We start from the raw sequence: 21,468 nt of genomic DNA, 5'->3' as shown, positions 1-21,468 counted from the left end.
CTGGTCTTTTTCCCCCCCCCCCCCCCGCGTCCCGTTCACCGTGCCGAGGTGAGAGGCCTCCGGGTGCGGGCCGCGTTCCGGGGAACGTGGCCCTGAGCGAGGGTCGACCTCGCCGCGGTGGGGCGGCCGCGGAGGCCGAGCAGGCCCGCGCGGAAGCCGCCCCCCATGGGGGAGAGCCCGCAACTCCCTTCGCCCCGATGACCGAGGTCACTGAGGCCGCCTTCGAGATCGACGTCCTGCGACGTTCCGCCGAGGTCCAGGTCGTCGTCCGGGAGCCGACGGTCCCTCTGCTCGGGCCCCAGGGGCGGCCGCGCACCTCCGCGGGCGTCCCTTCCCAGGCATGCCCCGCGGGGCGAGGGCCGCTGTCACACCGCCTGACGCGGTACGGGCCGTGCCCGCGTCCGGCCCCGGTCCGTGGGGACCGGGGCCGGACGCGGGGCGCCGGGATCAGGGGCGGCGCACCGGGACGTTGTCGTGGACCCGCTTGGGGTCGGTGACCGCGACCGGCTCGAGGATCTCCTCGATCCGCGCCATGAGGTCCTTCTCCAGGACGACGCCCGCCGCCTTGGCGTTCTCCGCGACCTGCTCGGGCCGGGACGCGCCGACGATGGCCGCCGAGACGTTCGGGTTCTGCAGCACCCAGGCCACCGCGAGCTGGGCGAGCGAGAGACCGGCGTCGGCGGCGAGCGGCTGGAGCTGCTGGACGGCGTCGAGCACGTCGTCGCGCATCCAGCGGGCGATCATGCCCGCGCCGCCCTTGTCGTCGGTGGCCCGCGAGCCCGCCGGGGGCTCCTGGCCGCGGCGGTACTTGCCGGTCAGCACGCCCTGCGCGATCGGCGAGAAGACGACCTGGCCCATTCCCAGCTCCTCGCAGGTGGGGACGACCTCGCCCTCGATCACCCGCCACAGGGCGTTGTACTGCGGCTGGTTCGACACCAGCGGGATGTGCAGCTCCCGGGCCATCGCGTGGGCGCGCCGGATCTGCTCCGCCGGCCACTCCGAGACGCCGATGTAGAGGGCCTTGCCCGAGTGGACGACGTCGGCGAACGCCTCCATCGTCTCCTCGAGCGGGGTGGCCACGTCGTAGCGGTGCGCCTGGTACAGGTCGACATAGTCGGTCTGCAGGCGGCGCAGCGAGCCCGCGATCGACTCCATGATGTGCTTGCGCGACAGGCCGCGGTCGTTACGGCCCGGACCGGTCGGCCAGTACACCTTGGTGAGGATCTCGATGCCCTCGCGGCGCTCGCCCTTCAGCGCCTCACCGAGCACCGACTCGGCACGCGTGCCGGCGTAGACGTCGGCGGTGTCGAACGTGGTGATGCCGGCCTCGATCGCCGCGCGCACACACGCCGTGGCGGCGTCCGCCTCCACCTGCGAGCCGTGGGTGAGCCAGTTGCCGTACGCGATCTCGCTGATGACGAGACCGCTGCGGCCGAGATGGCGGTATTCCATGGGAACGAAGCCTCCGTTGGGTGTCCGTGAGTGCCGGCCGGCCACGGTGCGGGCGCACCGGGCCCGCCGGGGGCGCGACACCCGGGAGGGCGCCGGCCGCACTTACGTGGCAGGGACAAATACATCTGATCATTGCATGCCCCGGTATCGGTGCGGGGGCCGGTCCCCGGCACCCAGCCGCGCGGCCGGTTCGGTCACGGGCCGGCCCGGCCGAGGCGCGGCCCCCGCGTCCGGCACGCCCCCGACCACCGGTCCGGCACGCGCCTTCGCCGTCACTCCGGCGCGGCACGGGCCCAGGCTCCCGGCCGGGGGGCCGGGCTCCGCCATAATGCACCGGTAGTCCAGCCAGAAAGCAGGTCGCACATCGTGACGACAACGGTCTCGGTCGAGCGCAGGATCTCCGACGAGCTCGGCGTACGGGAAGGGCAGGTGCACGCGGCCGTCGAGCTGCTCGACGGCGGTGCGACCGTGCCGTTCGTGGCCCGCTACCGCAAGGAGGCGACGGGCGGCCTCGACGACGCGCAGCTGCGGACGCTGGAGGAGCGCCTGCGCTACCTGCGCGAACTGGACGAGCGGCGGGCCGCGATTCTGGAGTCCATCGAGTCCCAGGGCAAGCTCGACGACGCTCTGAAGGCGCAGATCCTCGCCGCGGACTCCAAGGCCCGCCTCGAGGACATCTACCTGCCCTACAAGCCCAAGCGCCGCACCAAGGCGCAGATCGCCCGCGAGGCGGGCCTGGAGCCGCTCGCCGACCGCCTCCTCGGCGACCCCTCTCTCGACCCGCAGGCCGAGGCCGCCGGCTTCGTCGACACCGACAAGGGCGTGGCAGACCCCGCGGCGGCGCTCGAGGGCGCCCGCGCGATCCTCACCGAGAGGTGGTCCGAGGACGCCGACCTCGTCGGCGAACTGCGCACCCGTATGTGGGAGCGGGGCCGGCTCGTCGCCAAGGTGCGCGAGGGCAAGGAGGAGGAGGGCGCGAAGTTCGCCGACTACTTCGACTTCGCCGAGCCCTTCACCAAGCTCCCCTCCCATCGTGTGCTCGCCATGCTGCGCGGCGAGAAGGAGGATGTCCTCGACCTCACCATGGAGCCCGAGGAGCCCGTCGAGGAGGGTCCCTCCACCTTCGAGCGCACGATCGCCCACCACTTCGGCATCACCGACCGCGGCCGGCCCGCCGACAAGTGGCTCGCCGACAGCGTGCGCTGGGCCTGGCGCACCCGCTTCCTCGTGCGCCTCGGCCTCGACCTGCGCGTCCGGCTGCGCCAGGAGGCCGAGGACGAGGCGGTGAGGGTCTTCGCCGCCAACCTCCGGGACCTGCTTCTCGCCGCCCCCGCGGGCACGCGCGCCACCATGGGCCTGGACCCGGGCTTCCGCACCGGCGTCAAGGTGGCCGTGGTCGACGCGACGGGCAAGGTCGTCGCCACCGACACCATCTACCCGCACGTGCCGCGCAACCAGTGGGACGCCTCCATCGCGACCCTGGCCCGGCTCGCCGCCGCCCACAACGTCGACCTCGTCGCCATCGGCAACGGCACCGCCTCCCGCGAGACCGACAGGCTCGCGGCGGACCTCGTCAAGCGGCATCCGGAACTGAAGCTCACCAAGGCCGTGGTGTCCGAGGCCGGCGCCTCGGTCTACTCCGCCTCCGCCTATGCCTCCGCCGAACTCCCCGACCTCGACGTGTCGCTGCGCGGCGCCGTCTCCATCGCCCGCCGGCTGCAGGACCCGCTCGCCGAACTCGTCAAGATCGACCCCAAGTCGATCGGTGTCGGCCAGTACCAGCACGACCTGTCCGAGGTGAAGCTCTCGCGCTCCCTCGACGCGGTCGTCGAGGACTGCGTGAACGGCGTCGGCGTCGACGTCAACACCGCCTCCGTGCCGCTGCTGCGCCGCGTCTCCGGCATCACCGAGAGCCTGGCCGCCAACATCGTCGCCCACCGCGACGCCAACGGGCCGTTCCGCCGGCGCACCGCGCTCAAGGACGTGCCCCGGCTCGGCCCCAAGGCGTACGAGCAGTGCGCGGGCTTCCTGCGCATCCCTGACGGCGACGACCCGCTGGACGCCTCGAGTGTGCACCCCGAGTCCTATCCCGTGGTCAGGCGGATGAGCTCGGCGGCGGGCACCGACATCAGGACGCTCATCGGCAACACCACGGTGCTGCGCGGACTGCGGCCGCAGGAGTTCGTCGACGACACCTTCGGTCTGCCGACGGTCACCGACATCCTCTCCGAACTGGAGAAGCCCGGGCGCGACCCGCGTCCCGCCTTCAAGACCGCCGCCTTCAAGGAGGGCGTCGAGGAACTGAAGGATCTCGAACCGGGCATGCTGCTGGAAGGGGTCGTCACCAATGTCGCGGCCTTCGGCGCGTTCGTCGACATCGGTGTGCACCAGGACGGTCTGGTGCACGTCTCGGCGATGTCCCGGAACTTCGTCAGCGACCCGCGCGAGGTGGTCAAGCCCGGTGACATCGTCCGCGTCAAGGTGCTCGACGTCGACATCCCTCGCAAGCGCATCTCCCTCACCTTGCGGCTGGAGGACGAGGCGGGCGCGCCCAAGGGAGGCCCCGGTGGCGGTCGCCAGGAACGGGGCCCCCGTCCCGACCGGCAGGACCGGGGTCCCCGTCCCGACCGCAGGGGTGGCAACCCGCCCCGCCAGTCCCGCGGCGACCGCGACCGCCCGGCCCCCGGCGGCGCCATGGCCGACGCACTGCGCCGGGCCGGCCTGGACAAGGGCCTCGGCGGAGGCAACGGCCGCCGCGGCTGAGCGCTCCCGTACCGAGACGGCGTACGCCGCCCCCGGCCCGGTCGGGGGCGGCGCGCACCGCGGGGAGAAGCGCCGGCGGGAGCCCGCGGGCCGCCGGCGGCTGAGCCTCGGGGCCCTGCGGGGTCGTACAGAGTTCACTTCTTCTTGTCGCTGAAGGCGCTGGGCCCTCACGTACGCGTACTTCGCGCCGTGCCGGACAGCGCCTTGTTCGAACGGCCTCAAGGACAGACGGTGCCGTCGGCAGGCAGCCGGCCGTGGAGGAAGTAGTCGTCCACGGCGGTGTCGATGCAGCGGCTGCCCTGGAGATAGGCGGTGTGCCCGTCGCCGTCCCAGGTGAGGAGCCGGCCCGAGGAGAGCTGGTCCGCCAGCGCGCGGGCCTGGGTGTAGGGGGTCGCGGGGTCGCGGGTGGTGCCGACGACCAGGATGGGCGGGGCGCCGCGGGCGGTGATGCGGTGCGGCTTCTGGGTCGGCGGTGCGGGCCAGTGGGTGCACAGGGGAAGGAACCCGGCGTAGTAGGCCCCGAACTGGGGTGCCACGCGGCGGAATTCGGGCAGGGCTGCACGCGTCTGCTCGGCCGTCGATCGCGGACCCAGCGCGGAACTCAGGCAGTTGACGGCCGCGAGGGACTGCTCGCCCGGTCCTTCGGCGTCGTCCGGACCGAGGAGCCGTCGCCGGGCGCCGGCATCGCCCGCCCGCACCTCGTCGAGCAGGGCGCGCAGCGCGTCCCAGGCGGGCGCCGCGAGTGCCGCGGTGACCGCCGTGAGCAGATCGTCGCCCGTGGCGGAGCCGCCGCTGCCGCCCTTCTCCCGAGAGTGCGCGTCGAGTTCCGCGACAAGACCGTCCAGGACACGGCCCGCGTCCTGGAGCGAGCGGCCGACCGGGCAGCCGGGCCGGGCGACGCAGTCGGCGGCGAAGGCATCCCAAGCCCCCTGGTAGCCGCGCGCCATGCCGAGGGTGGCGCGGAAGGCGTCCATGCCGGGGTCGACGGCGCCGTCGAGGACCATGCGGCCGACACGGGAGGGGAAGAGCTCCGCATAGGTGGCGCCCAGGTAACTGCCGTAGGAGTAGCCGAGGAAGTCGAGCCGGTCGTCGCCGAGCAGCGCCCTGACGACGTCCATGTCCCGGGCGGCGTCCAAGGTGCCGACGTGGGGGAGGAGCCGGCCGGCGGCGCGTGCGCACGCGTCGGCGACCAGCGCGAAGCCCGCCTCCGGGTCCCCCGCCCCGCCCTCGGTCGCCGGCCCTTCCGCCCCGCCCTCGCCCTCGGGGACGGGCAGCGAGGCGCGCGTCCCGCAGTCGACGGGGGCGCTGCGCCCCACGCCCCGGGGGTCGACGCCGACCAGGTCGTACGCGGCGCGCAGCGCGGGGGAGAAACCGTCGGCGTAGGACAGCAGGTCGTCCACTGCCGACACGCCGGGACCGCCGGGATTGAGCAGCAGTGAGCCGATGCGGGCGGCGCGCGGACCGGTCGCCCGGTGGCGGACGACCGCCAGCCGGATGTCGCCTCCCTCCGGACGTGCGTGGTCCAGGGGCACCGCCACCGACGTGCACTCGAACGACGCCGCTTCCGGGCAGGGCCGCCAGTCCAGCGACTGGCGGTAGTAGCGGGCCAGGTCCGGCGCCGCCGCCGCTGAAGCCGCCGCTGAAGCCGCCGCCGAGGCGGCGGAGGTGATCGGGGAGGCCGCGGTCGGCGGACTGTGCGGACTGTGCGGCCGCTGCGGCGAGCAGGCGGTCAGTACCAGGCAGGCGCTCACCAGTCCCGCCGCGACGCGCCCGCTCCGGCCGGACGCGACACCCGTGGCCCGCACGGCGGCCACCGCCGTCAGAGGCAGACCGTGCCCGCGGGCGGGAGATGGCCGCGTGTCAGGTAGCCGTCCACGGCGCTCTCGATGCAGACGCTGCCCCGGTGGTAGGCGGTGTGCCCGTCACCGTCCCAGGTGAGCAGCCGTCCGGAGGAGAACTGCCCGGCCAGCGCCTGCGCCCAGGGGTACGGGGTGGCCGGGTCCCGGAGGGTGCCCACGACGAGGACCGGCGGTGCGCCCGCTGCCGTGATCCGGCCCGGGGCCTGGTTCGGGCGGACGGGCCACCGCGTGCACATCGGCAGCGTCCCGGCGTAGTACTCGCCGAACTGCGGTGCCACGCGCCGGAACTCGGGCAGCGCCGCCTGTGCCTGCGCGACGGTCGACCACGTCCCCAGGGTGGAACTCAGGCAGGACACGGCGTAGTACGACTGGTCGCCGGGGTCTGTCTCCTCGTCCCCGCCCAGGAGCGCCTGTACGGCCGCGGTCTGGCCGGCCAGCAGTTCCGCGAGCGCGGCGCGCAGCGTCTCCCAGGCGGGGGCCCTGAGCCCGAGGACGACTGCTCCGAGGACGGAGTCCCCGGTGACGGTGGTGTCCTTGCCCTGCCGGAGAGGGGTGCGGTCAAGCCTCGCCACCAGGCCGTTCAGCGTGCGGCCGGCCTCCTGGACCGAGTGGCCCACGGGGCAGTCGGGGCGGGTGGCGCAGTCGGCGGCGAAGGACTTCCAGGCGGTCTGGTAACCCTGTGCCTGCTCGATCGTGAACGCGTAGCCGTCCAGAGCCGGGTCCACGGCGCCGTCGAGGACCATGCGGCCCACACGGGAGGGGAAGAGCCCGGCGTAGGTGGCGCCCAGGTAGGTGCCGTAGGAGAAGCCCACATAGTGGAGCCTTTCGTCGCCCAGCACGGCGCGGACGACGTCCATGTCGCGAGCGGCGTCCACTGTGCCCACGTGCGGCAGCAACCGCCCGGCGTGCCGGGCGCATTCGGCCGCGACCTGCGCGTAGGCCGCGGCCGAGGCGTCGATGTCGGCCTTGCGCGCGCCGGGGTCCTGGACGGACGCGGGGGTGTCCGTGGCGCAGTCCACCACGGTGCTGGCGCCGACGCCACGCGGGTCGACCGCCACCAGGTCGTACGCGGCGCGCACCGCGGGCGAGAAGGAGCCGGCGTTGTCGAGCAGATAGGTGATCGCGGACGACCCGGGCCCACCGGGGTTCATCTGCAGCGAGCCGACGCGCGCGGCGCCGCTGCCGGTGGCCGGCCGGCGTATCGCGGCCAGGGTGATGTCGCCCGCCTGGGGGCGGTCGTAGTCCAGGGGCACTTTGATGGTGGCGCACTGGAACGACGGCACCGCGTCGCAGGCCCGCCAGCCCGGCCGCTGCCCGTAGTAGCGGGCCAGTTCCGCCGGTACGGCGGTGAGCGCCGCCGTGGCGGGCGCCGTGGTGACCGCTCCGGCGGGTGTCTGGTGGAGGTCGCCCGCCGCGCACGCGGTGAGCAGCAGCCCGCAGCTGCCGAGCACGGCGACGACGCCGTGGAGCCTGCGTCGGGGTGGGTTCATGGCCACGCCTTTCTGTGCGCCGCGCCGGGGCGCGGGGCGGGGGTCGCGTCAGCGGCAGACCGCGCCGGTGGGCGGGAGCAGCCCGCGCAGGAGGTAGTCGTCGACGGCGGTGTCCACGCAGCGGCTGCCGCGCTGGTAGGCGGTGTGCCCGTCGCCGTCCCAGGTGAGGAGCCGGCCCGAGGACAGCTGGTCCGCCAGTGCCCGGGCCTGGTCGTAGGGGGTGGCCGGGTCGCGGGTGGTGCCGATCACGAGGATGGGACCGGCACCGCGCGCGCTGACGCGCCGCGCGACCTGTGTGGGCCGCGCCGGCCAGTGCGCGCAGGTCGACAGGTCCTCGTTGTAGAAGGCCCCGAACTGCGGTGAGGCCCGCAGGAATTCGGGCAGCGCCGCGAGGGTCTGGCCGGGTGTCGAGCGCGCTTCGAGCGCGGAACTCAGGCAGTTGACCGCCGTCATGGACGCATCACCGGTCGCGGCGGCGTCCTCGGACCCGACGACTTTCCGCAGCGCGGCGAGATCCCCGTCCCGCACACCGGCGAGCACCCCGCGCAGCGTCTCCCAGTCGGGCGCGCGCAGGGCGGTGACGACCGCGCCGAGCAGGGCCTCGCCGTCGAGGTGGTCGTCCTCGCCCCGCCGTACGGACGCGCGGTCGAGCGCCGCCACCCAGGTGTCCAGCGTGCGGCCCGCCTCCTTGACGGAGTGGCCGACCGGGCAGTGCTCGCGGCGGGCGCAGTCGGCGGCGAAGGACTCCCAGGCGGTCTGGTAGCCCCGGGCCTGGTTGAGGTAGGCGTGGTAGCCGTCCATGCCGGGGTCGACGGCGCCGTCGAGGACCATGCGGCCGACACGGGAGGGGAAGAGCTCGGCGTAGGTGGCGCCCAGGTAGGTGCCGTAGGAGAAGCCGAGGAAGTGGAGTTTCTCGTCGTCCAGCGCGGCACGGACGACGTCCAGGTCGCGGGCCGCGTCGAGGGTGCCCACGTGCGGCAGCAGGCCCCCGGCGGTCCGGGCGCAGTCCGCGGCGACCTCCGCGTGGTAGGCGGCCCAGGTGTCGATGACGGCGGCCCGGTCCGGAGGGTGCGTGCCGCGCGTCGCGGCGGTCCGGGGCCTCGCTGCACCGCAGTCCACCGGCGTGCTGTGGCCGACCCCGCGCGGGTCGACCGCGACCAGGTCGTACGCGGCACGCAGGGAGGGGGAGTAGGTGTCGGCGTAGGCCCGCAGGTCGTCGATCGCGGAGATCCCCGGCCCGCCGGGGTTGACGTGCAGCGCGCCGATGCGCTCGGCGCCGCGGCCGGTGGCGGGCCTGCGGATCACGGCCAGCGAGATGTCGCCCGCCCGCGGATGCGCGTAGTCCCGCGGCACCGTGAGGCTCGTGCACTGGAACGACCGGTCGGGGCAGGGTCGCCAGCGCATGTCCTGCGTGTAGTAGCGCCGCAGATCCAGATGGATGGTGCCGGCGGGGCTCGTGGAAGGCGGTCCGGTCGGAGCGGGCCCGGCGGTGCCGCGTGAGTGCCGCACGGCGGTGCAGGTGGCGAGCAGCATCCCGAGGGCGACCAGTGCGGCGAGCCCGCAGAGCAGTCCGCGCCTGGGTATTCGGCCGGCGGCCGGGACAGCTTTCATCGCCACGCCTTCGTTTCCGCCCGTTGCGAGACGCGGGGCTGGTCGGCATCGGTGAGCCGCCGTGGGGCGGGTGTCGGGTGCCGCCCCGACAGCGAGCGGCCACGCCGTCCCCACCTCCGGCTGCGCAACCAGGTCATCACACTTCGTGTTCGAGGGACCGCCGGGCTGGGCCGAACGCGTGAGGCGGGGAGCCGCCCCTGTGCCGTCGCGCGTGACAAGTGCCGGTGGGCCCGTACGAGTTCACGGCGACACGGCATCGCACCGACCGGGCCGGCCCGACGATCCGGGGGCGGGCCGCCCCGCCGCCGGCCCCCGGACCGCTCGCGTGCCGTGTCCCGGGTCCGCGTGCCGCGCGTTCGGTCCTCGTGAGGGCGCAGGTCCCGGCCTTGCCCGTCCGCCGTCACACACCGGGCGAAAGGGCGGGTAGTGTCTGCGGGTCAGCGATAGTTGTACGAGGAAGCAAAAAGCACCCGTGGACAGCACCGAGAAGACAGCCGGCGACGCCCCCGCCGAGGACCGCGTCGCGGCGGCCGACCGCCAGGGCCGCGGCAGCCGCCGCGGGCGGTGGCTCATGGACACCCGTCCCCTGCGCCACCCCGCCTACCGCCGCCTGTGGAGCTCCACCACCGTGACCGCTGTGGGCAGCCAGCTCACCGCCGTCGCGGTGCCGAAGCAGATCTACGACATCACCGGCTCGTCCGCGTGGGTCGGCTACTCCAGCATCGCCGGGCTGGTCCCGCTCGTGGTCTTCGCCCTGTGGGGCGGGGCGGTCGCCGACAGCGTGGACCGGCGCAAGCTGATGCTGTACACCAACATCGGCATCGCCGTGACCTCGCTGCTCTTCTGGGTACAGGCCTTCGCGGGCGCGCGGTCCGTCTGGCTGCTCATGGTCCTGCTCGCCGCCCAGCAGGCGGCGGCCGGCATGAACGCCCCGGCGCGCAGCGCCGCCATTGCCCGCCTGGTGCCCGCCGAGGAACTGCCCGCCGCCATCGCGCTCGGATCGACCGTGATGCAGACCGGCCTGATCGTCGGCCCGCTGCTCGCCGGCGCGCTGATACCGGCCATCGGCCTGCCCGACCTCTACCTCATCGACGCGATCGCCCTCACCGTGACCGTGTGGGCGGTGTGGCGACTGCCGGCGCTGCCGCCGCTGGAGGCGAGCGGGGCGCCAGTGGCCCGGCGCGGCGGCTGGCGCGAGGTGGGTGCCGGGTTCCGCTACATCACCGCGCAGCGCATCCTGCTGCTGTCCTTCCTCGCCGACATCGTCGCCATGGTCTTCGGCATGCCGCGCGCCCTGTTCCCGCAGCTCGCCGCCACCACATACGCCCCCTGGGGCGAGGGTTTCGCATACGGCCTGCTGTTCGCGGCCATCCCGGTCGGCGCGGTCGCCGGCGGGCTGTTCTCGGGCACGTTCTCCCGCGCCAAGCGGCACGGTCTGATGGTCGTCATCGCCGTCTGCGGATGGGGGGCGGCCGTCGCCGGGCTCGGGTTGAGCGGCAGTCTGTGGTGGGCGGCGGCCTTCCTCGCGCTGGCCGGGTTCGCCGACATGGTCTCGATGGTGTTCCGCAGCGCGATCCTGCAGTCGGTGGCGACGGACGACATGCGCGGCCGCATGCAGGGCGTCTTCACGGTCGTCGTGGCAGGCGGTCCCCGGGTGGCCGACCTGCTGCACGGCACGGCCGCCTCCGCGTTCGGGACGCGTACCGCGGTCACCGCGGGCGGAGTGCTCGTCATCGTGGCGATGCTGGGCCTGGCGGCGGCGTTCCCCGCCTTCACCCGCTACAAGGGAGCCTGAGCCCGGGCATGGGTCGGGGGAGAGTCGCCGAGCGCCCCGGCACCGCTGTGGCGGTTCCCGGCGGGCGACCCGGCCGCCACCCCGTCCTGGTCGGGCACGTGCGGGGTGGGGCACGTCCGCGAGGTTCCGGGCGGAGTGCCGGGAGCGATCGTACCGGCTGGGGTGTCCTGAGCGGCCGAGGGGGTCCGGCGTGCCCCGCAAGGGTGCGCGGTGGCGCTTCGTCTGCCGAAGGCCGCCGAGGGCTGAGGTTGTGAAGAGCCAGGGGTCCGCCGCACAGGCCCGGTCGAACGCCGTGGAGGACGCGGACGGCGAGGGACGCGCGCCACGGGCCCTCCACCCTCACCCCCGCGCGATTCGCGTGCGGGCGCGGCGGCGCGCACTGCGCCCGCCGGGTGAACGCGTGTGCCGATCAGCGTAGTGCGCCACCCGGTCCGAGCGCGCGCCCGGTTAAGAGTGGGGGTACGCATCCGGAGGAGCAGCGCATGCCGCATGGCGCAGCGGGACGTCCCCGCCGGGTCCCGGCAGGGGCCGCCGTCGGGCTTTTCGCGGCCCTGGTGTGCCTGCTCCACGCGCTGTGCGCACCGGGGGTCGCGGCCCTGCAGCCGCTGGAACCGGTGGCTGCCTTCGCCGTCGCCACCCACGACGGGGACGAGCAGAACCAGCACCTTCCGGTGGGCGTCGGGCGGCGGACCGCCCCGCCGGCCGCTCCCCAGCAGCGTGCCGGCGCCGTCCAGGGCCACGCGGCGGACATCGTCCACGACACCTGCCCCCCGAATCCCGTCGGCGCCGCGCTCCGCGGCCCCGCCCGGCACGTCGCCCCCGCGGGCAGACCCGACCACCTGCACCTCGTCCTGCGCTGCTGACGGCGCCCGCGGTCCTCGCCCATGCGGCGGACCGCAGCGTACCCATGCCCGAAACGGGGTGTCAGCAGGACGAGACCAGCAGGAGGACCCCACCATGCCCGTGGACATCTACGCGGCCCTAGGCGCGCTCGTGCGCGCCGAGGCGGTCCGCGACCGTGAACGGCCGACCGCCCCCGACGGGCCGGAGACGGCCCCGGAGTGCTCGGCGCCGCAGGACGCGCCCCCGCAGGAAACCAGGGAACTGGCCGAACGCCGTCACGAGTGAGCTCCCGCCGGTCGCGCCCTGCCCGATGCGGGCGGGGCGCGCCGTGCGGGTGGACCGCGGCGCCTGCTGCGGGGAACCGCGGCGTGCGGTCCCGCGTTGATCCCAGTGAGCGCGGCATGTGCCGCGGACGGAGGGCGGGAAGATGTCGAATCGCGCGAAGGTCGCCGTCGGCGGCGCGGCCGTCGGCCTGATCCTGTTGTGGGTGCTGCCCTGGTGGCTGGCCCTGCTGGTCATCGTGGGCGTCCCCGTGGCCGCCTACCTCACCCTGGACCCCTCCCAGCGGCGCAGGCTGCGCCGGTCCGGCAGGCGCCAGATCGGAAGGTGACGGCGCCGCGGACGCGCGGTGCGGCCCGTGCTCAGGTCACGGAGCCAGCGGCGGCGCCGGTCCTGCGGTCGGGCCCCCAGCGGTCCAGCGCCGCCTGCAGGTCGAGGGGGAGCGGTGCGGCGAGTTCCTGGTCTTGGGGCCAGTCCTCGCGGGGGACACGCCACATCACCTCGAACTCGTTGCCGTCCGGGTCCTTGGCGTACAGCGACTTCGACACGAGATGGTCGCTGGAGCCGACGAGCGCGCCGCGTTCGCTGAGCAGACGGGCGGTGTCGGCCAGTTCGCGGAGTGTGCCGACCTCCCAGGCCAGGTGGTAGAGACCGACGCGGCCCTGCTCGGGGCCGGGCGCGTCCGGGCCGATCGCGAACAGTCCCAGGTCGTGGTCGTTGAGCGTGCCCGCGGCGCTCAGGAAGGCGGCGCGTCCGGGGATCTCCGTGTCGACGGTGAAGCCGAACACGGCGGTGTAGAACTCCACCGACCGCGCGACGTCACGGATGTAGAGCACGGCGTGGTTGAGACGGCGAACAGGCATGAGTCCACCTTACGGCGGCATCATTGAAAGTTCAATGAAGCTCCTGGTTAGACTGAGGGTATCCCGAACCGACCGAGGGGGGAGCAGGCGACCATGACCGCGACCGTCACCGCCGTCAGCCGCGACGAGGGGCACCACTTCAGCAAGCCCGCCCGGGGCAGCATCCGGCTGCTGGCCGGGCTCGGCGTGGAGGGGGACGCCCATCTCGGGGTGACGGTGCAGCACCGGTCGCGGGTGGCCCAGGACCCGACGCAGCCCAACTTGCGCCAGGTCCACCTCATCCACGGCGAACTCCACGACGAGCTGCGCGCCGCCGGCTTCGAGGTCGCCCCGGGCGAGCTCGGCGAGAACGTCACCACGCGCGGCGTCGACCTGCTGGGCCTGCCCGTCGGGACACGGCTGCGGCTTGGTGCCGAGGCCGTCGTCGAGGTGACCGGTCTGCGCAACCCCTGCCGCCAGATCGACGGCTTCCGGCCGGGTCTGCTGCGGCAGGTCGTGGGCAGGGACGAGCGCGGGGCGGTCGTCCGCAAGGGCGGGATCATGGGCGTGGTCCTGCACGGCGGGGAGGTGCGGCCCGGCGATCCGATCGCCGTCGAGCTCCCCGAAGGGCCGCACCGTCCGCTCGAGCGGGTCTGACTCAGGACAGCGCGCAGGAGTCGACGACGTCCCCGCTCGCCGGCCGGGGCACCGTGCGGTCCGCGGGAGGCGTCCGGCTCCGCTCCACCCATGAGGTCAGGGCGTCGAACGCGGCCCGGTAGCGGCGAGGCCGGCGGCCCGCCGGTGGATCGTTGCGACGGCGGTTTCCACGACGTACCGCCGATGCCGGTGCCGTGCCGCCGCCTTCGACGCGGCGCACGCCCGCCTCGAGGTCGGCTGACGGCACCACAGCGAGCTCGCCGCGGGTCGTGGCACGCGGCCACGACCCGCGACCGCGGCCGCCTCTGAGACGCGCGGCCCGCGCCGCTCACGGATACGGTGCGTGCATGGGCACGGCTCCGGCCGAGGACGGCACGCTGCGGATCGGCGCACCGCCGCGCTGGTTGCGCGTGCTCCCGGTCGCCCTGCTCGGCGCGCTGATCCTGGCTCAGGGCGTCACCCCCGGCGACGTGGAACTCGGGGCCTACTACGCGGCCGTCGCGCCGCTCGCCGCGCTCACCTACGGCGTGGCGGGCACCGCGATCCTGGCCACCACCGTCGTGGTCGTCATGGAGCTCCCCGTGGTGGGCTCGGGAACGCTGGTCGGCGCCGAGCTCGGCGCCGTCGTGCTCATCGGCGCCCTCAGCGTGGTCATCGCCGCGCTGCAGCGGCGCTTCCGGGGCCGGCTGGTGCTGGCCCGGTCGGTGGCGGAGGCAGCGCAGCTCGCCGTCCTCGCCCCGGTGCCCGGCGATGTGGGGCAGGTGCGTTGCGCCGCCCTGTACCGGGCCGCACAGCGCGGCACCCTGGTGGGCGGCGACCTGTACGACGTGCGGAACGGGCCCCATGGCGTACGGGCGCTGGTCGCCGACGTGCAGGGACACGGCCTTGCCGCGGTCGGCACGGTCGCGGCCCTGCTCGGCGCCTTCCGCGAGGCGGTGCTCGACCAGCGGGAGCTGCGCGGTGTGGCCCGGCGTCTCGAACGGCGGCTGTCCCTGGACGCGGCCGGGGACGACGAACTGTTCGCCACCGCCCTGCTGCTGGAGTTTCCCGACGACGGGTCATGGGTGCGGCTGGTCTGCCAGGGGCATCCGCCCGCCCTGCTGCTGCGCGGCCGCGAGGTACGGGAGCTCACGTGCGAGCACGGTCCGCCGCTCGGCGCCGGGCTGCCCGGACAGGAACCGGCGCCGCCTTCCGTCGTGCCCCTGGTGCCGGGGGACGTGATCCTCGCCTATACCGACGGGGTGACCGAGGCCCGTGACGCCGCCGGGGTCTTCTACCCGCTTGCGGAACGCCTCGCCGCCTGGCTGGCCGAAGGTGCTGTCCCCTGTCCTCAGGCCGTTGTCGACGCGGTGTGGGAAGACCTGCACCGGCATGCGGGTGCGGTGCGCGACGATGTCGCGCTGCTGGCGCTGGCGCCTCGCTGATCGCGGGCGGGCCGGTCAGTCGTCGCTTTGCGCGGCGGCCGGCGGGGGGCGGCCCTGCAGCCTGGCGGCCTCGGTGCGGATCTCCGGGAGCTTGGCGTACAGCTCCTTTCCGGGGCAGTCGGTCATGTACGCGTCCCGGTGGCCCGCGATCACGTGGAAGACCGCCCGCTCGCCCTTCTTGAAGCGGCTCTTGCTGCTGCTGGACACCAGGGTGACCTTCCCTCGGGGATCGATGTCGGACAGCCCGAGCTTCCAGGCGGCGAGCCGCGCGATCGCCTCGGCCATCGCCGGCGGGACGCTGCCCTTGTCGTCGTAGGTGCCGATCGCGGCGATGCCCATGGTGTCCTGGTTGAAGCCGAGGGAGTGCGCCCCGGTGACGGGGCGGTCGGAGCCCCCGGCCCGTCCCTCGTAGATCGTGCCGCACTTGTCGACGAAGAAGTTGTAGGCGACGTCGTCCCAGTGGCGGCTCTGGATGTGGCCGGAGTAGATGTCGCGGATGGTTTCTGGCACGTCCGCGCACTTGTAGCCGTTGCCGCTGTCCGTGTGGTGCAGGAACACCGCCTTGACCGTGGCGCTGTAGTGCGGGGGCTCGGTGCGCAGCGACTCGTCGGCGCCCCAGCTCTTGCGGGGCACGATGGCGGGTTCGCGGGCCGGGTGGAGCGGTACGTGCTGCAGCCCGGCCCGTGCGGCCGGGTCGGGGAGGGGCATGAGCTGCGGGCTTGGTGCGGGGCGGGCGTGGACGGGGGGTGGGTCGGTGCGGATGAGCAGGCTCTGCACCCCGATGGCGGCGACGGCGACGGCACCGGCCGTCGCGGCGGCCGTCGCCCAGACGCGGGTGGCACGCCGTGGACCTCCGGCCGCGCGGCGGCGCGCGTGCTTGGCCGCACGGTGTGAACCCATGGAGCGAACATCAGCTCATATGACCGGCGCGCGTGGAGGGGACACGCCGGGTGGGCGGCTCGCCTCACCCGGATGCGCCGGTGCCTGCGGCGTGTCTCGAGGTCCGATGCCCGGCGCTCGGCGGGGCGGGACGAAAGCGGCGTCCCACCCCACGGCGAAGCGTGCCGCCTGCCCTCCGGGACAGCGGCGGTCAGGGGGAGAACGGCTGCGAGCCCGCGGGGGCCGTGACGCGCCGCCCCTGCACACCTCGTACGCGCCTGGCCTGCGGCAGCGTCACAGCCGCCGCGTGATCCGCAGCTCCGTCAGGTACCGCTTGACGACGCGGCCGCCGTAGCGTCCGTCGATCAGCGCGCGGACACACGCGAGCAGGCCCTCGCGAAGCACGGCGGGCAGTGCCCGGTGGTTGGAGTAGCTCAGCAGCAGATCGAGGTACTCGTCGGTGGTGTAGGGCAGTTCGCGCTCGTAGCGGTGGAAGACGGCCGGACCGAAGCACCCGGAGCGGTCGGTCTCCCCGCTGTCCGCGGGAACGAGAGCCGCCGCGCTCGGCCGCGGGCGAGGCGGCCTCTCCGGTGTGAAGCGCTCGTAGCACTCCTGCACGTCGGCGAAGAAGTCCCGCGAGCCGCCGTCCACATGGTGGGTGGCGATGACGGCCAGCACCCCGCCGGGGCGAAGGGCCTCGGCGCACTTCACGACGGCCACCGCGGGATCGATCCAGTGGAAGGCCGTGGCCGCGACCACCGCGTCGAACGGCTCGTCCGGGAGCGGCCAGTCCTCGAAGGCTGAGACGACCACCTCGGCCCCGGGGGAGGCCGCCAGCCTGCGCCGGGCGACCGCCGCCATCGACGGCCCCAGCTCGACCGCCGTGACGCGGAAGCCGCGCGCCGCGAGCGGCACGGTGGCCTGCCCGGTCCCGCAGCCGATCTCCAGCACGCGCGCGCCGGGACGAAGGCCCGCCACGGCGGTCAGGTCGTCGAAGACCACGCCGGGATATCCGGGCCGAACCCGGTCGTACAGTTCGGCGTCCTCGTCGAAGACGCCCCTCAGCGAACTGCGGTCGGTCATCCGCCGAGATTACTCCCCGGCCCTACTCCGGCGGCAGGGGAACGGCGGGTCCCTGCGGCGACGCGAGGAGCACGGTGCGGACGTAGTCCTCGACCGCCGCGTCCAGGCCCACGTCGCGCTGCGCCCGCTCCGACATCAGCCAGCGGTGCTCCAGCAGCTCGTGGTAGATCTGCGCGGTGTCCAGCGAGCCGCGCAGTTCCCGCGGCACGGCGCGGACCGTGGGCCGGAAGACGTCGCGGACCCACCGGTGGGCGAGCACCTCGGGGCGGGCGCCCAGCGGGTCGCCCGGGGCGTAGTCCTCCTGGGTCGCCATCCATGTCTCGAGGTCGTTGAGGAGGCTGCGGGCCTGGTTCTCCTCGGCGTCCAGGCCGGTGAGCCGGAGCAGTTGGCGCTGGTGGTGCCCGGCGTCCACGACCTTGGGCAGGAATGTGATGTTGTCGCCGTCGGGCGACTTCTGGATCTGCATCTCCGCGACGTCGAATCCGAGGTTGTTCAGCCGCCGGATGCGCCGGTCGATGTAGTGCCGCTTGGCCACCGGGTACACCGACTCGCGGGTGAGCTCGTGCCACAGCTCCTCGTAGCGGTCCGCGATGGCCTGGCCGAAGGTGATCGGGTCCACCGCGGGGTGCAGCGAGCCGCCCGCCTCAAGGTCCAGCAGCTCGCCCGCGATGTTGACCCGGGCCACCTCGATGTCGTAGTCCCGCTGGCCGCGCGAGAGGGTGGGCTGGATCTGTCCCGTCTCGGCGTCCACCAGGTAGGCGGCATAGGCGCCCGCGTCACGCCGGAAGAGGGTGTTCGACAGCGAGCAGTCGCCCCAGGCGAAGCCCGCCAGGTGCAGCCGGACCAGCAGAACGGCGAGCGCGTCCAGCAGCCGGTTGACCGTGCCCGGGCGCATGGTCGTCTCGAACATCGAGCGGTAGGGCTGCGAGCCGACCAGGTGGCGGGTGATCAGCACCGGCTCCAGCGGCTCGCCGCGTGCGTCGGTGCGGCCGGTGACGACGGCCAGGGCGTCGACCGCGGGTATGCCCATCCGGTCCAGGTCGCGCAGCAGCCCGTACTCCCGGACGGCGGCCCACTCGCCGACCTCCTTGACCGCCACGACCTCGTCGCCGGCCAGGGCGAAGCGAACGACGTGCCGCGAGATGCCGCGCGGCAGCGCCACCAGGTACTCCTCCGGCCACTCCTCCAGCGGCACGTTCCACGGCAGGTCGAGGAGGGCCGCCGGATGGTCCGGGGAGGTCGCGGTGATCTGCAGGTCCATGGCCTCCAGTCTGCGGCACGGGGGCGGCCGTGCCGGACACCGGGGCGGCACATACGCTGCGGGGCATGAGGGAACGGCTGGTGGTCGTCGGCGGGGACGCCGCGGGGATGTCGGCGGCGTCCCAGGCGCGCAGGAGGAAAGGGCCCGATGAGCTGGAGATCGTCGCCTTCGAACGCGGGCGCCACACCTCCTACTCCGCCTGCGGGATCCCCTACTGGATCGCGGGGGACACCACCGGCCCCGACGCGCTGATCGCCCGTGCGCCCGAGCAGCACCGCGCCCGCGACATCGACGTGCGGCTCGGTGTCGAGGTCGTGGAGATCGACCGGGACCGAGGGCGGGTGCGCACCCGCGACGTCTTCGGGGCGGAGGACTGGACGGGGTACGACCGGCTCGTCATCGCCACCGGCGCCGTCCCCAAGCGCCCGCCGATCCCGGGGATCGACGCGGCGGGCGTGTACGGCGTGCAGACCCTCGGTGACGGGGAGGACATCCTGGACGCCCTCGACAGCAGGCCCCTGCGGAACGCCGTCGTGGTCGGCGGCGGCTACATCGGCGTGGAGATGGCCGAGGCCATGCTGCGGCACGGGCTCCGGGTCACCCTCGTCGAACGCTCCGAGCAGCCCATGGCCACCCTGGACCCGGACATGGGCCGGCTCGTACGGGAGGCCATGGAGGGCCTCGGCGTCACCGTCGTCACCGGGGCCCCCGGTGCGCGAGGTGCTCACCGGGGCGGACGGCCGGGTCCGTGCCGTGGCCACCGACCGGGGCGAGTACCTCGCGGACGTCGTCGTGCTCGGTCTCGGCGTCACGCCTGAGACCGGCCTCGCCCGTGACGCGGGGCTGCCGGTCGGCGCCCACGGCGGGCTGCTCACCGACCGCGCGATGCGCGTGCGCGGCGAGGAGGCGATCTGGGCGGGAGGGGACTGCGTGGAGGTCCTCAACCTAATCTCCGGCGGGATGCAGCACATCCCGCTGGGCACCCACGCCAACAAGCAGGGCCGGGTCATCGGCACCAACATCGGCGGCGGCTACGCCACCTTCCCCGGCGTGGTGGGCACGGCCGTCAGCAAGGTGTGCGACCTGGAGATCGCCCGTACCGGGCTGAAGGAGTCCCAGGCGCGGGCCGCCGGGCTGGCGCCGGCGGCCCTGCCCGCTCAGCACACCCGTGCCGGCGCGGACGCCCATCGGCGGAGCCCGACACCGCGCGACGACCGCTACCCGAGTGACGACGCCATCGCCAGGAACCGCTCGTCGGTGTCCGTGTACGACGTCATGGTCCAGCCCGAGGACTCCAGCAGCGGCCCCAGGTTGGGCTCCGCCCTCACGTCGTCAGGGGTGAGCTCACGGCTCTGCCGGGCGGCCAGTGCCGCCCGGCCGATCGGGTGGAAGAGCGCGAGCCGGCCGCCCGGCCGGGTGACCCGGGCCAGCTCCCGCAGGCACACCCGCGGGTCCGGCAGGTGCCCGATCAGCCCCGCGGCGAAGACGGCGTCCAGGGCGCCGTCGCGCAAAGGGAGCCGGGCGCAGTCGGCCAGCAGCAGGGCGCCGTGTTCACGGCGACCGGCCCGTACCGCCTCGGCGAGCATCTCGGGCGTCAGATCGGCGCCGACGACCGTCCCGGACGCTCCCACGGCCGCCCGCAGGAAGGGCAGCGCCCGGCCCGTGCCGCACCCCGCGTCGAGGACCGCCTGTCCCTCCCGCAAGCCCAGTTCGGCTACAGCGGCCCGGTAGGCGGGGGCGTCGTCGGGATAGCGGGTCTCCCAGCCGGCGGCGCGGGCGGCGAAGAAGGCGCGGACCTGTGCGGGATCGGTGTGCACGACGACCACCTCCGGTTGGGGGCCCGCCCGGGAGGGCACGGGGTACGGGGCATCATGGTCGCATGATCCCGCTGCGTTCCGTCGCCTTGTTCTTGCTCGCCGCGCTGCTGGAGATCGGCGGGGCCTGGCTGGTCTGGCAGGGGCTGCGCGAACACCGCGGTTGGGTGTGGATCGGCGCCGGCGTCATTTCCCTGGGGCTCTACGGGTGCGTCGCCACCCTGCAGCCGAACGCCGAGTTCGGCCGCATCCTCGCCGCCTATGGTGGTGTGTTCATCGCGGGCTCGCTCGCGTGGGGGATGGCGGCCGACGGTTACCGGCCGGACCGCTACGACGTGGCGGGCGCCCTGGTGTGCCTGGTGGGCGTGGGCATCATCATGTACGCGCCGCGCAACGGCTGAGACGCTTCCTTTGCGCAGGTTCGTGCCGAACACGATCGTCAAGGTCCCCAGTCGGCAAGCGCGTTGTCAAAAGCGGCAGGGTTCAGTCATGGCACGAGCGTGCCACCACGTTCGCACTAGCGTCCCGGGGCCATGGGACACATGGACCACGCCGCCTTCGGCTGGCTGACACCGCTGCTCTCGTACGCCATGGCGTGCGTGGGTGCCGCGCTCGGACTGCGCTGCACCGTACGGGCCCTGGCCACGACCGGCCGTTCCCGGCGCAACTGGCTGATCACCGCCGCGAGCGCTCTGGGCACCGGTATCTGGACGATGCACTTCGTCGCCATGCTCGGCTTCCGCGTCAGCGGCACCGAGATCCGCTACGACGTCCCCCTGACCGTCCTCAGCCTGGCCGTCGCCATGGTGGTCGTCGGTCTCGGGGTCTTCGCCGTCGGGTACGGAGGCAGCCGCTTCCGGGCCCTGGCGGTGGGCGGCCTCACCACGGGTGCCGGCGTGGCCAGCATGCACTACCTGGGCATGGCCGCCGTACATCTGCACGGCACGGTGGCCTACGAACCCTGGCTCGTGGCGCTGTCCGTCGTCATCGCCTGGGCCGCCGCGACCGCCGCCCTGTGGGCGGCGCTCACCATCCACCGGCCCGTGATCGTCGCCGTCGCGTCCCTGGTGATGGGCGCCGCCGTCAGCAGCATGCACTACACCGGGATGCTCGCCGTGGACGTCCAGGTCCGACCCTCGGCGGATGTGCTGCCCGGAGCAGAGGCGATGGCGTTCCTCTTCCCCCTCATCGTCGGGCTCGGCTCCTACCTCTTCCTCACCTCCGCCTTCGTCGCGCTCTCACCGACGGCGAGGGAACGCGTGGCCTCCGCGACCGCGCAGCGCGTCGGCGAGGGCGCCCTGTGACGCCGCCACGGGGCCGCAGAGCGCACGCCGGGCTCCCCGCGGACGAGAAGCCCCTCGGCGAGAACGACGGCATATAGGGCGACGCCGCGCGCGGGCGGCCGAGCCTGCGGCC

The 21,468-nt window shown here is 74.1% G+C and carries 18 protein-coding genes and 1 pseudogene; 10 read left to right on the top strand and 9 right to left on the bottom strand.

What is annotated here, in order from left to right; all coding sequences use genetic code 11:
• Window positions 1-447 precede the first annotated feature (447 nt).
• Entirely contained in the window at window positions 448-1,452 is a 1,005-nt protein-coding gene (locus AC3ET4_RS15330) for an aldo/keto reductase family protein (protein WP_431949455.1), read from the bottom strand.
• A 366-nt stretch (window positions 1,453-1,818) separates the two neighbouring features.
• Here AC3ET4_RS15330 and AC3ET4_RS15325 point away from each other — a divergent pair, with 366 nt between their 5' ends.
• Window positions 1,819-4,215 carry a Tex family protein gene (locus tag AC3ET4_RS15325; protein ID WP_431949453.1) on the top strand — a complete coding sequence of 799 codons (2,397 nt, stop codon included), beginning with the start codon at window positions 1,819-1,821 and terminating at the stop codon, window positions 4,213-4,215.
• Between the two features lie 218 nt (window positions 4,216-4,433).
• Here the strand turns inward: AC3ET4_RS15325 and AC3ET4_RS15320 are convergent, their stop codons facing one another.
• From AC3ET4_RS15320 to AC3ET4_RS15310, 3 genes are read right to left on the bottom strand one after another with little or no spacing between them, the layout of a single operon-like run.
• Window positions 4,434-6,020: an alpha/beta hydrolase gene (locus tag AC3ET4_RS15320; RefSeq protein WP_431949451.1), complete on the bottom strand. Its 1,587-nt coding sequence runs from the start codon at window positions 6,018-6,020 to the stop codon at window positions 4,434-4,436.
• A gap of 14 nt (window positions 6,021-6,034) precedes the next feature.
• The gene (locus AC3ET4_RS15315) at window positions 6,035-7,564 is read right to left on the bottom strand and encodes an alpha/beta hydrolase (RefSeq protein WP_431949449.1); all 1,530 of its coding nucleotides are present in this window, start codon (window positions 7,562-7,564) and stop codon (window positions 6,035-6,037) included.
• A gap of 48 nt (window positions 7,565-7,612) precedes the next feature.
• Window positions 7,613-9,175 (bottom strand): alpha/beta hydrolase, encoded by a 1,563-nt coding sequence (locus AC3ET4_RS15310; protein WP_431949447.1) that lies wholly within the window; start codon window positions 9,173-9,175, stop codon window positions 7,613-7,615.
• 472 nt (window positions 9,176-9,647) lie between these two features.
• Between AC3ET4_RS15310 and AC3ET4_RS15305 the strand changes: the two genes are divergently transcribed.
• From AC3ET4_RS15305 to AC3ET4_RS15290, 4 genes are all read left to right on the top strand, one after another.
• Window positions 9,648-10,970, top strand: a complete 1,323-nt coding sequence (locus AC3ET4_RS15305) for an MFS transporter (RefSeq protein WP_431949445.1) — start codon at window positions 9,648-9,650, stop codon at window positions 10,968-10,970.
• Between the two features lie 482 nt (window positions 10,971-11,452).
• Window positions 11,453-11,833: a hypothetical protein gene (locus AC3ET4_RS15300; RefSeq protein WP_431949443.1), complete on the top strand. Its 381-nt coding sequence runs from the start codon at window positions 11,453-11,455 to the stop codon at window positions 11,831-11,833.
• A 94-nt stretch (window positions 11,834-11,927) separates the two neighbouring features.
• Window positions 11,928-12,098 (top strand): hypothetical protein, encoded by a 171-nt coding sequence (locus AC3ET4_RS15295; protein ID WP_488175940.1) that lies wholly within the window; start codon window positions 11,928-11,930, stop codon window positions 12,096-12,098.
• Window positions 12,099-12,240: 142 nt separating this feature from the next.
• Window positions 12,241-12,423: a hypothetical protein gene (locus AC3ET4_RS15290; protein ID WP_431949439.1), complete on the top strand. Its 183-nt coding sequence runs from the start codon at window positions 12,241-12,243 to the stop codon at window positions 12,421-12,423.
• Window positions 12,424-12,454: 31 nt separating this feature from the next.
• Here the strand turns inward: AC3ET4_RS15290 and AC3ET4_RS15285 are convergent, their stop codons facing one another.
• Window positions 12,455-12,955, bottom strand: coding sequence for a VOC family protein (locus tag AC3ET4_RS15285; protein ID WP_431949437.1), 501 nt, complete (start codon window positions 12,953-12,955; stop codon window positions 12,455-12,457).
• 93 nt (window positions 12,956-13,048) lie between these two features.
• Between AC3ET4_RS15285 and AC3ET4_RS15280 the strand changes: the two genes are divergently transcribed.
• Together AC3ET4_RS15280 and AC3ET4_RS15275 are read left to right on the top strand one after the other, a co-directional pair.
• The gene (locus tag AC3ET4_RS15280) at window positions 13,049-13,591 is read left to right on the top strand and encodes an MOSC domain-containing protein (protein ID WP_431949435.1); all 543 of its coding nucleotides are present in this window, start codon (window positions 13,049-13,051) and stop codon (window positions 13,589-13,591) included.
• Window positions 13,592-13,938: 347 nt separating this feature from the next.
• Complete coding sequence (locus AC3ET4_RS15275; protein ID WP_431949433.1) at window positions 13,939-15,015, top strand: PP2C family protein-serine/threonine phosphatase; 1,077 nt, start codon at window positions 13,939-13,941, stop codon at window positions 15,013-15,015.
• Window positions 15,016-15,030: 15 nt separating this feature from the next.
• Here the strand turns inward: AC3ET4_RS15275 and AC3ET4_RS15270 are convergent, their stop codons facing one another.
• From AC3ET4_RS15270 to AC3ET4_RS15260, 3 genes are all read right to left on the bottom strand, one after another.
• Entirely contained in the window at window positions 15,031-15,915 is an 885-nt protein-coding gene (locus tag AC3ET4_RS15270; protein ID WP_431949431.1) for a peptidoglycan recognition protein family protein, read from the bottom strand.
• 273 nt (window positions 15,916-16,188) lie between these two features.
• Window positions 16,189-16,977: a class I SAM-dependent methyltransferase gene (locus tag AC3ET4_RS15265; RefSeq protein ID WP_431949429.1), complete on the bottom strand. Its 789-nt coding sequence runs from the start codon at window positions 16,975-16,977 to the stop codon at window positions 16,189-16,191.
• Window positions 16,978-16,999: 22 nt separating this feature from the next.
• Window positions 17,000-18,238 (bottom strand): DUF4032 domain-containing protein, encoded by a 1,239-nt coding sequence (locus AC3ET4_RS15260; protein WP_431949427.1) that lies wholly within the window; start codon window positions 18,236-18,238, stop codon window positions 17,000-17,002.
• A 65-nt stretch (window positions 18,239-18,303) separates the two neighbouring features.
• Between AC3ET4_RS15260 and AC3ET4_RS15255 the strand changes: the two are divergent.
• Window positions 18,304-19,414, top strand: a pseudogene (locus AC3ET4_RS15255) (NAD(P)/FAD-dependent oxidoreductase); the annotation flags it as partial.
• Between the two features lie 41 nt (window positions 19,415-19,455).
• Here AC3ET4_RS15255 and AC3ET4_RS15250 read toward each other — a convergent pair.
• Window positions 19,456-20,055 (bottom strand): class I SAM-dependent methyltransferase, encoded by a 600-nt coding sequence (locus tag AC3ET4_RS15250; protein WP_431949461.1) that lies wholly within the window; start codon window positions 20,053-20,055, stop codon window positions 19,456-19,458.
• Between the two features lie 62 nt (window positions 20,056-20,117).
• Here AC3ET4_RS15250 and AC3ET4_RS15245 point away from each other — a divergent pair, with 62 nt between their 5' ends.
• Entirely contained in the window at window positions 20,118-20,453 is a 336-nt protein-coding gene (locus AC3ET4_RS15245) for a YnfA family protein (RefSeq protein WP_431949425.1), read from the top strand.
• Window positions 20,454-20,585: 132 nt separating this feature from the next.
• Window positions 20,586-21,356, top strand: a complete 771-nt coding sequence (locus tag AC3ET4_RS15240; protein ID WP_431949423.1) for an MHYT domain-containing protein — start codon at window positions 20,586-20,588, stop codon at window positions 21,354-21,356.
• The last annotated feature ends 112 nt before the right edge of the window (window positions 21,357-21,468 follow it).

This window comes from Actinacidiphila sp. bgisy167, assembly GCF_057707665.1.
Note: the sequence above shows the minus strand (reverse complement) of the source record. Positions and strands in the feature narration are given on the sequence as shown.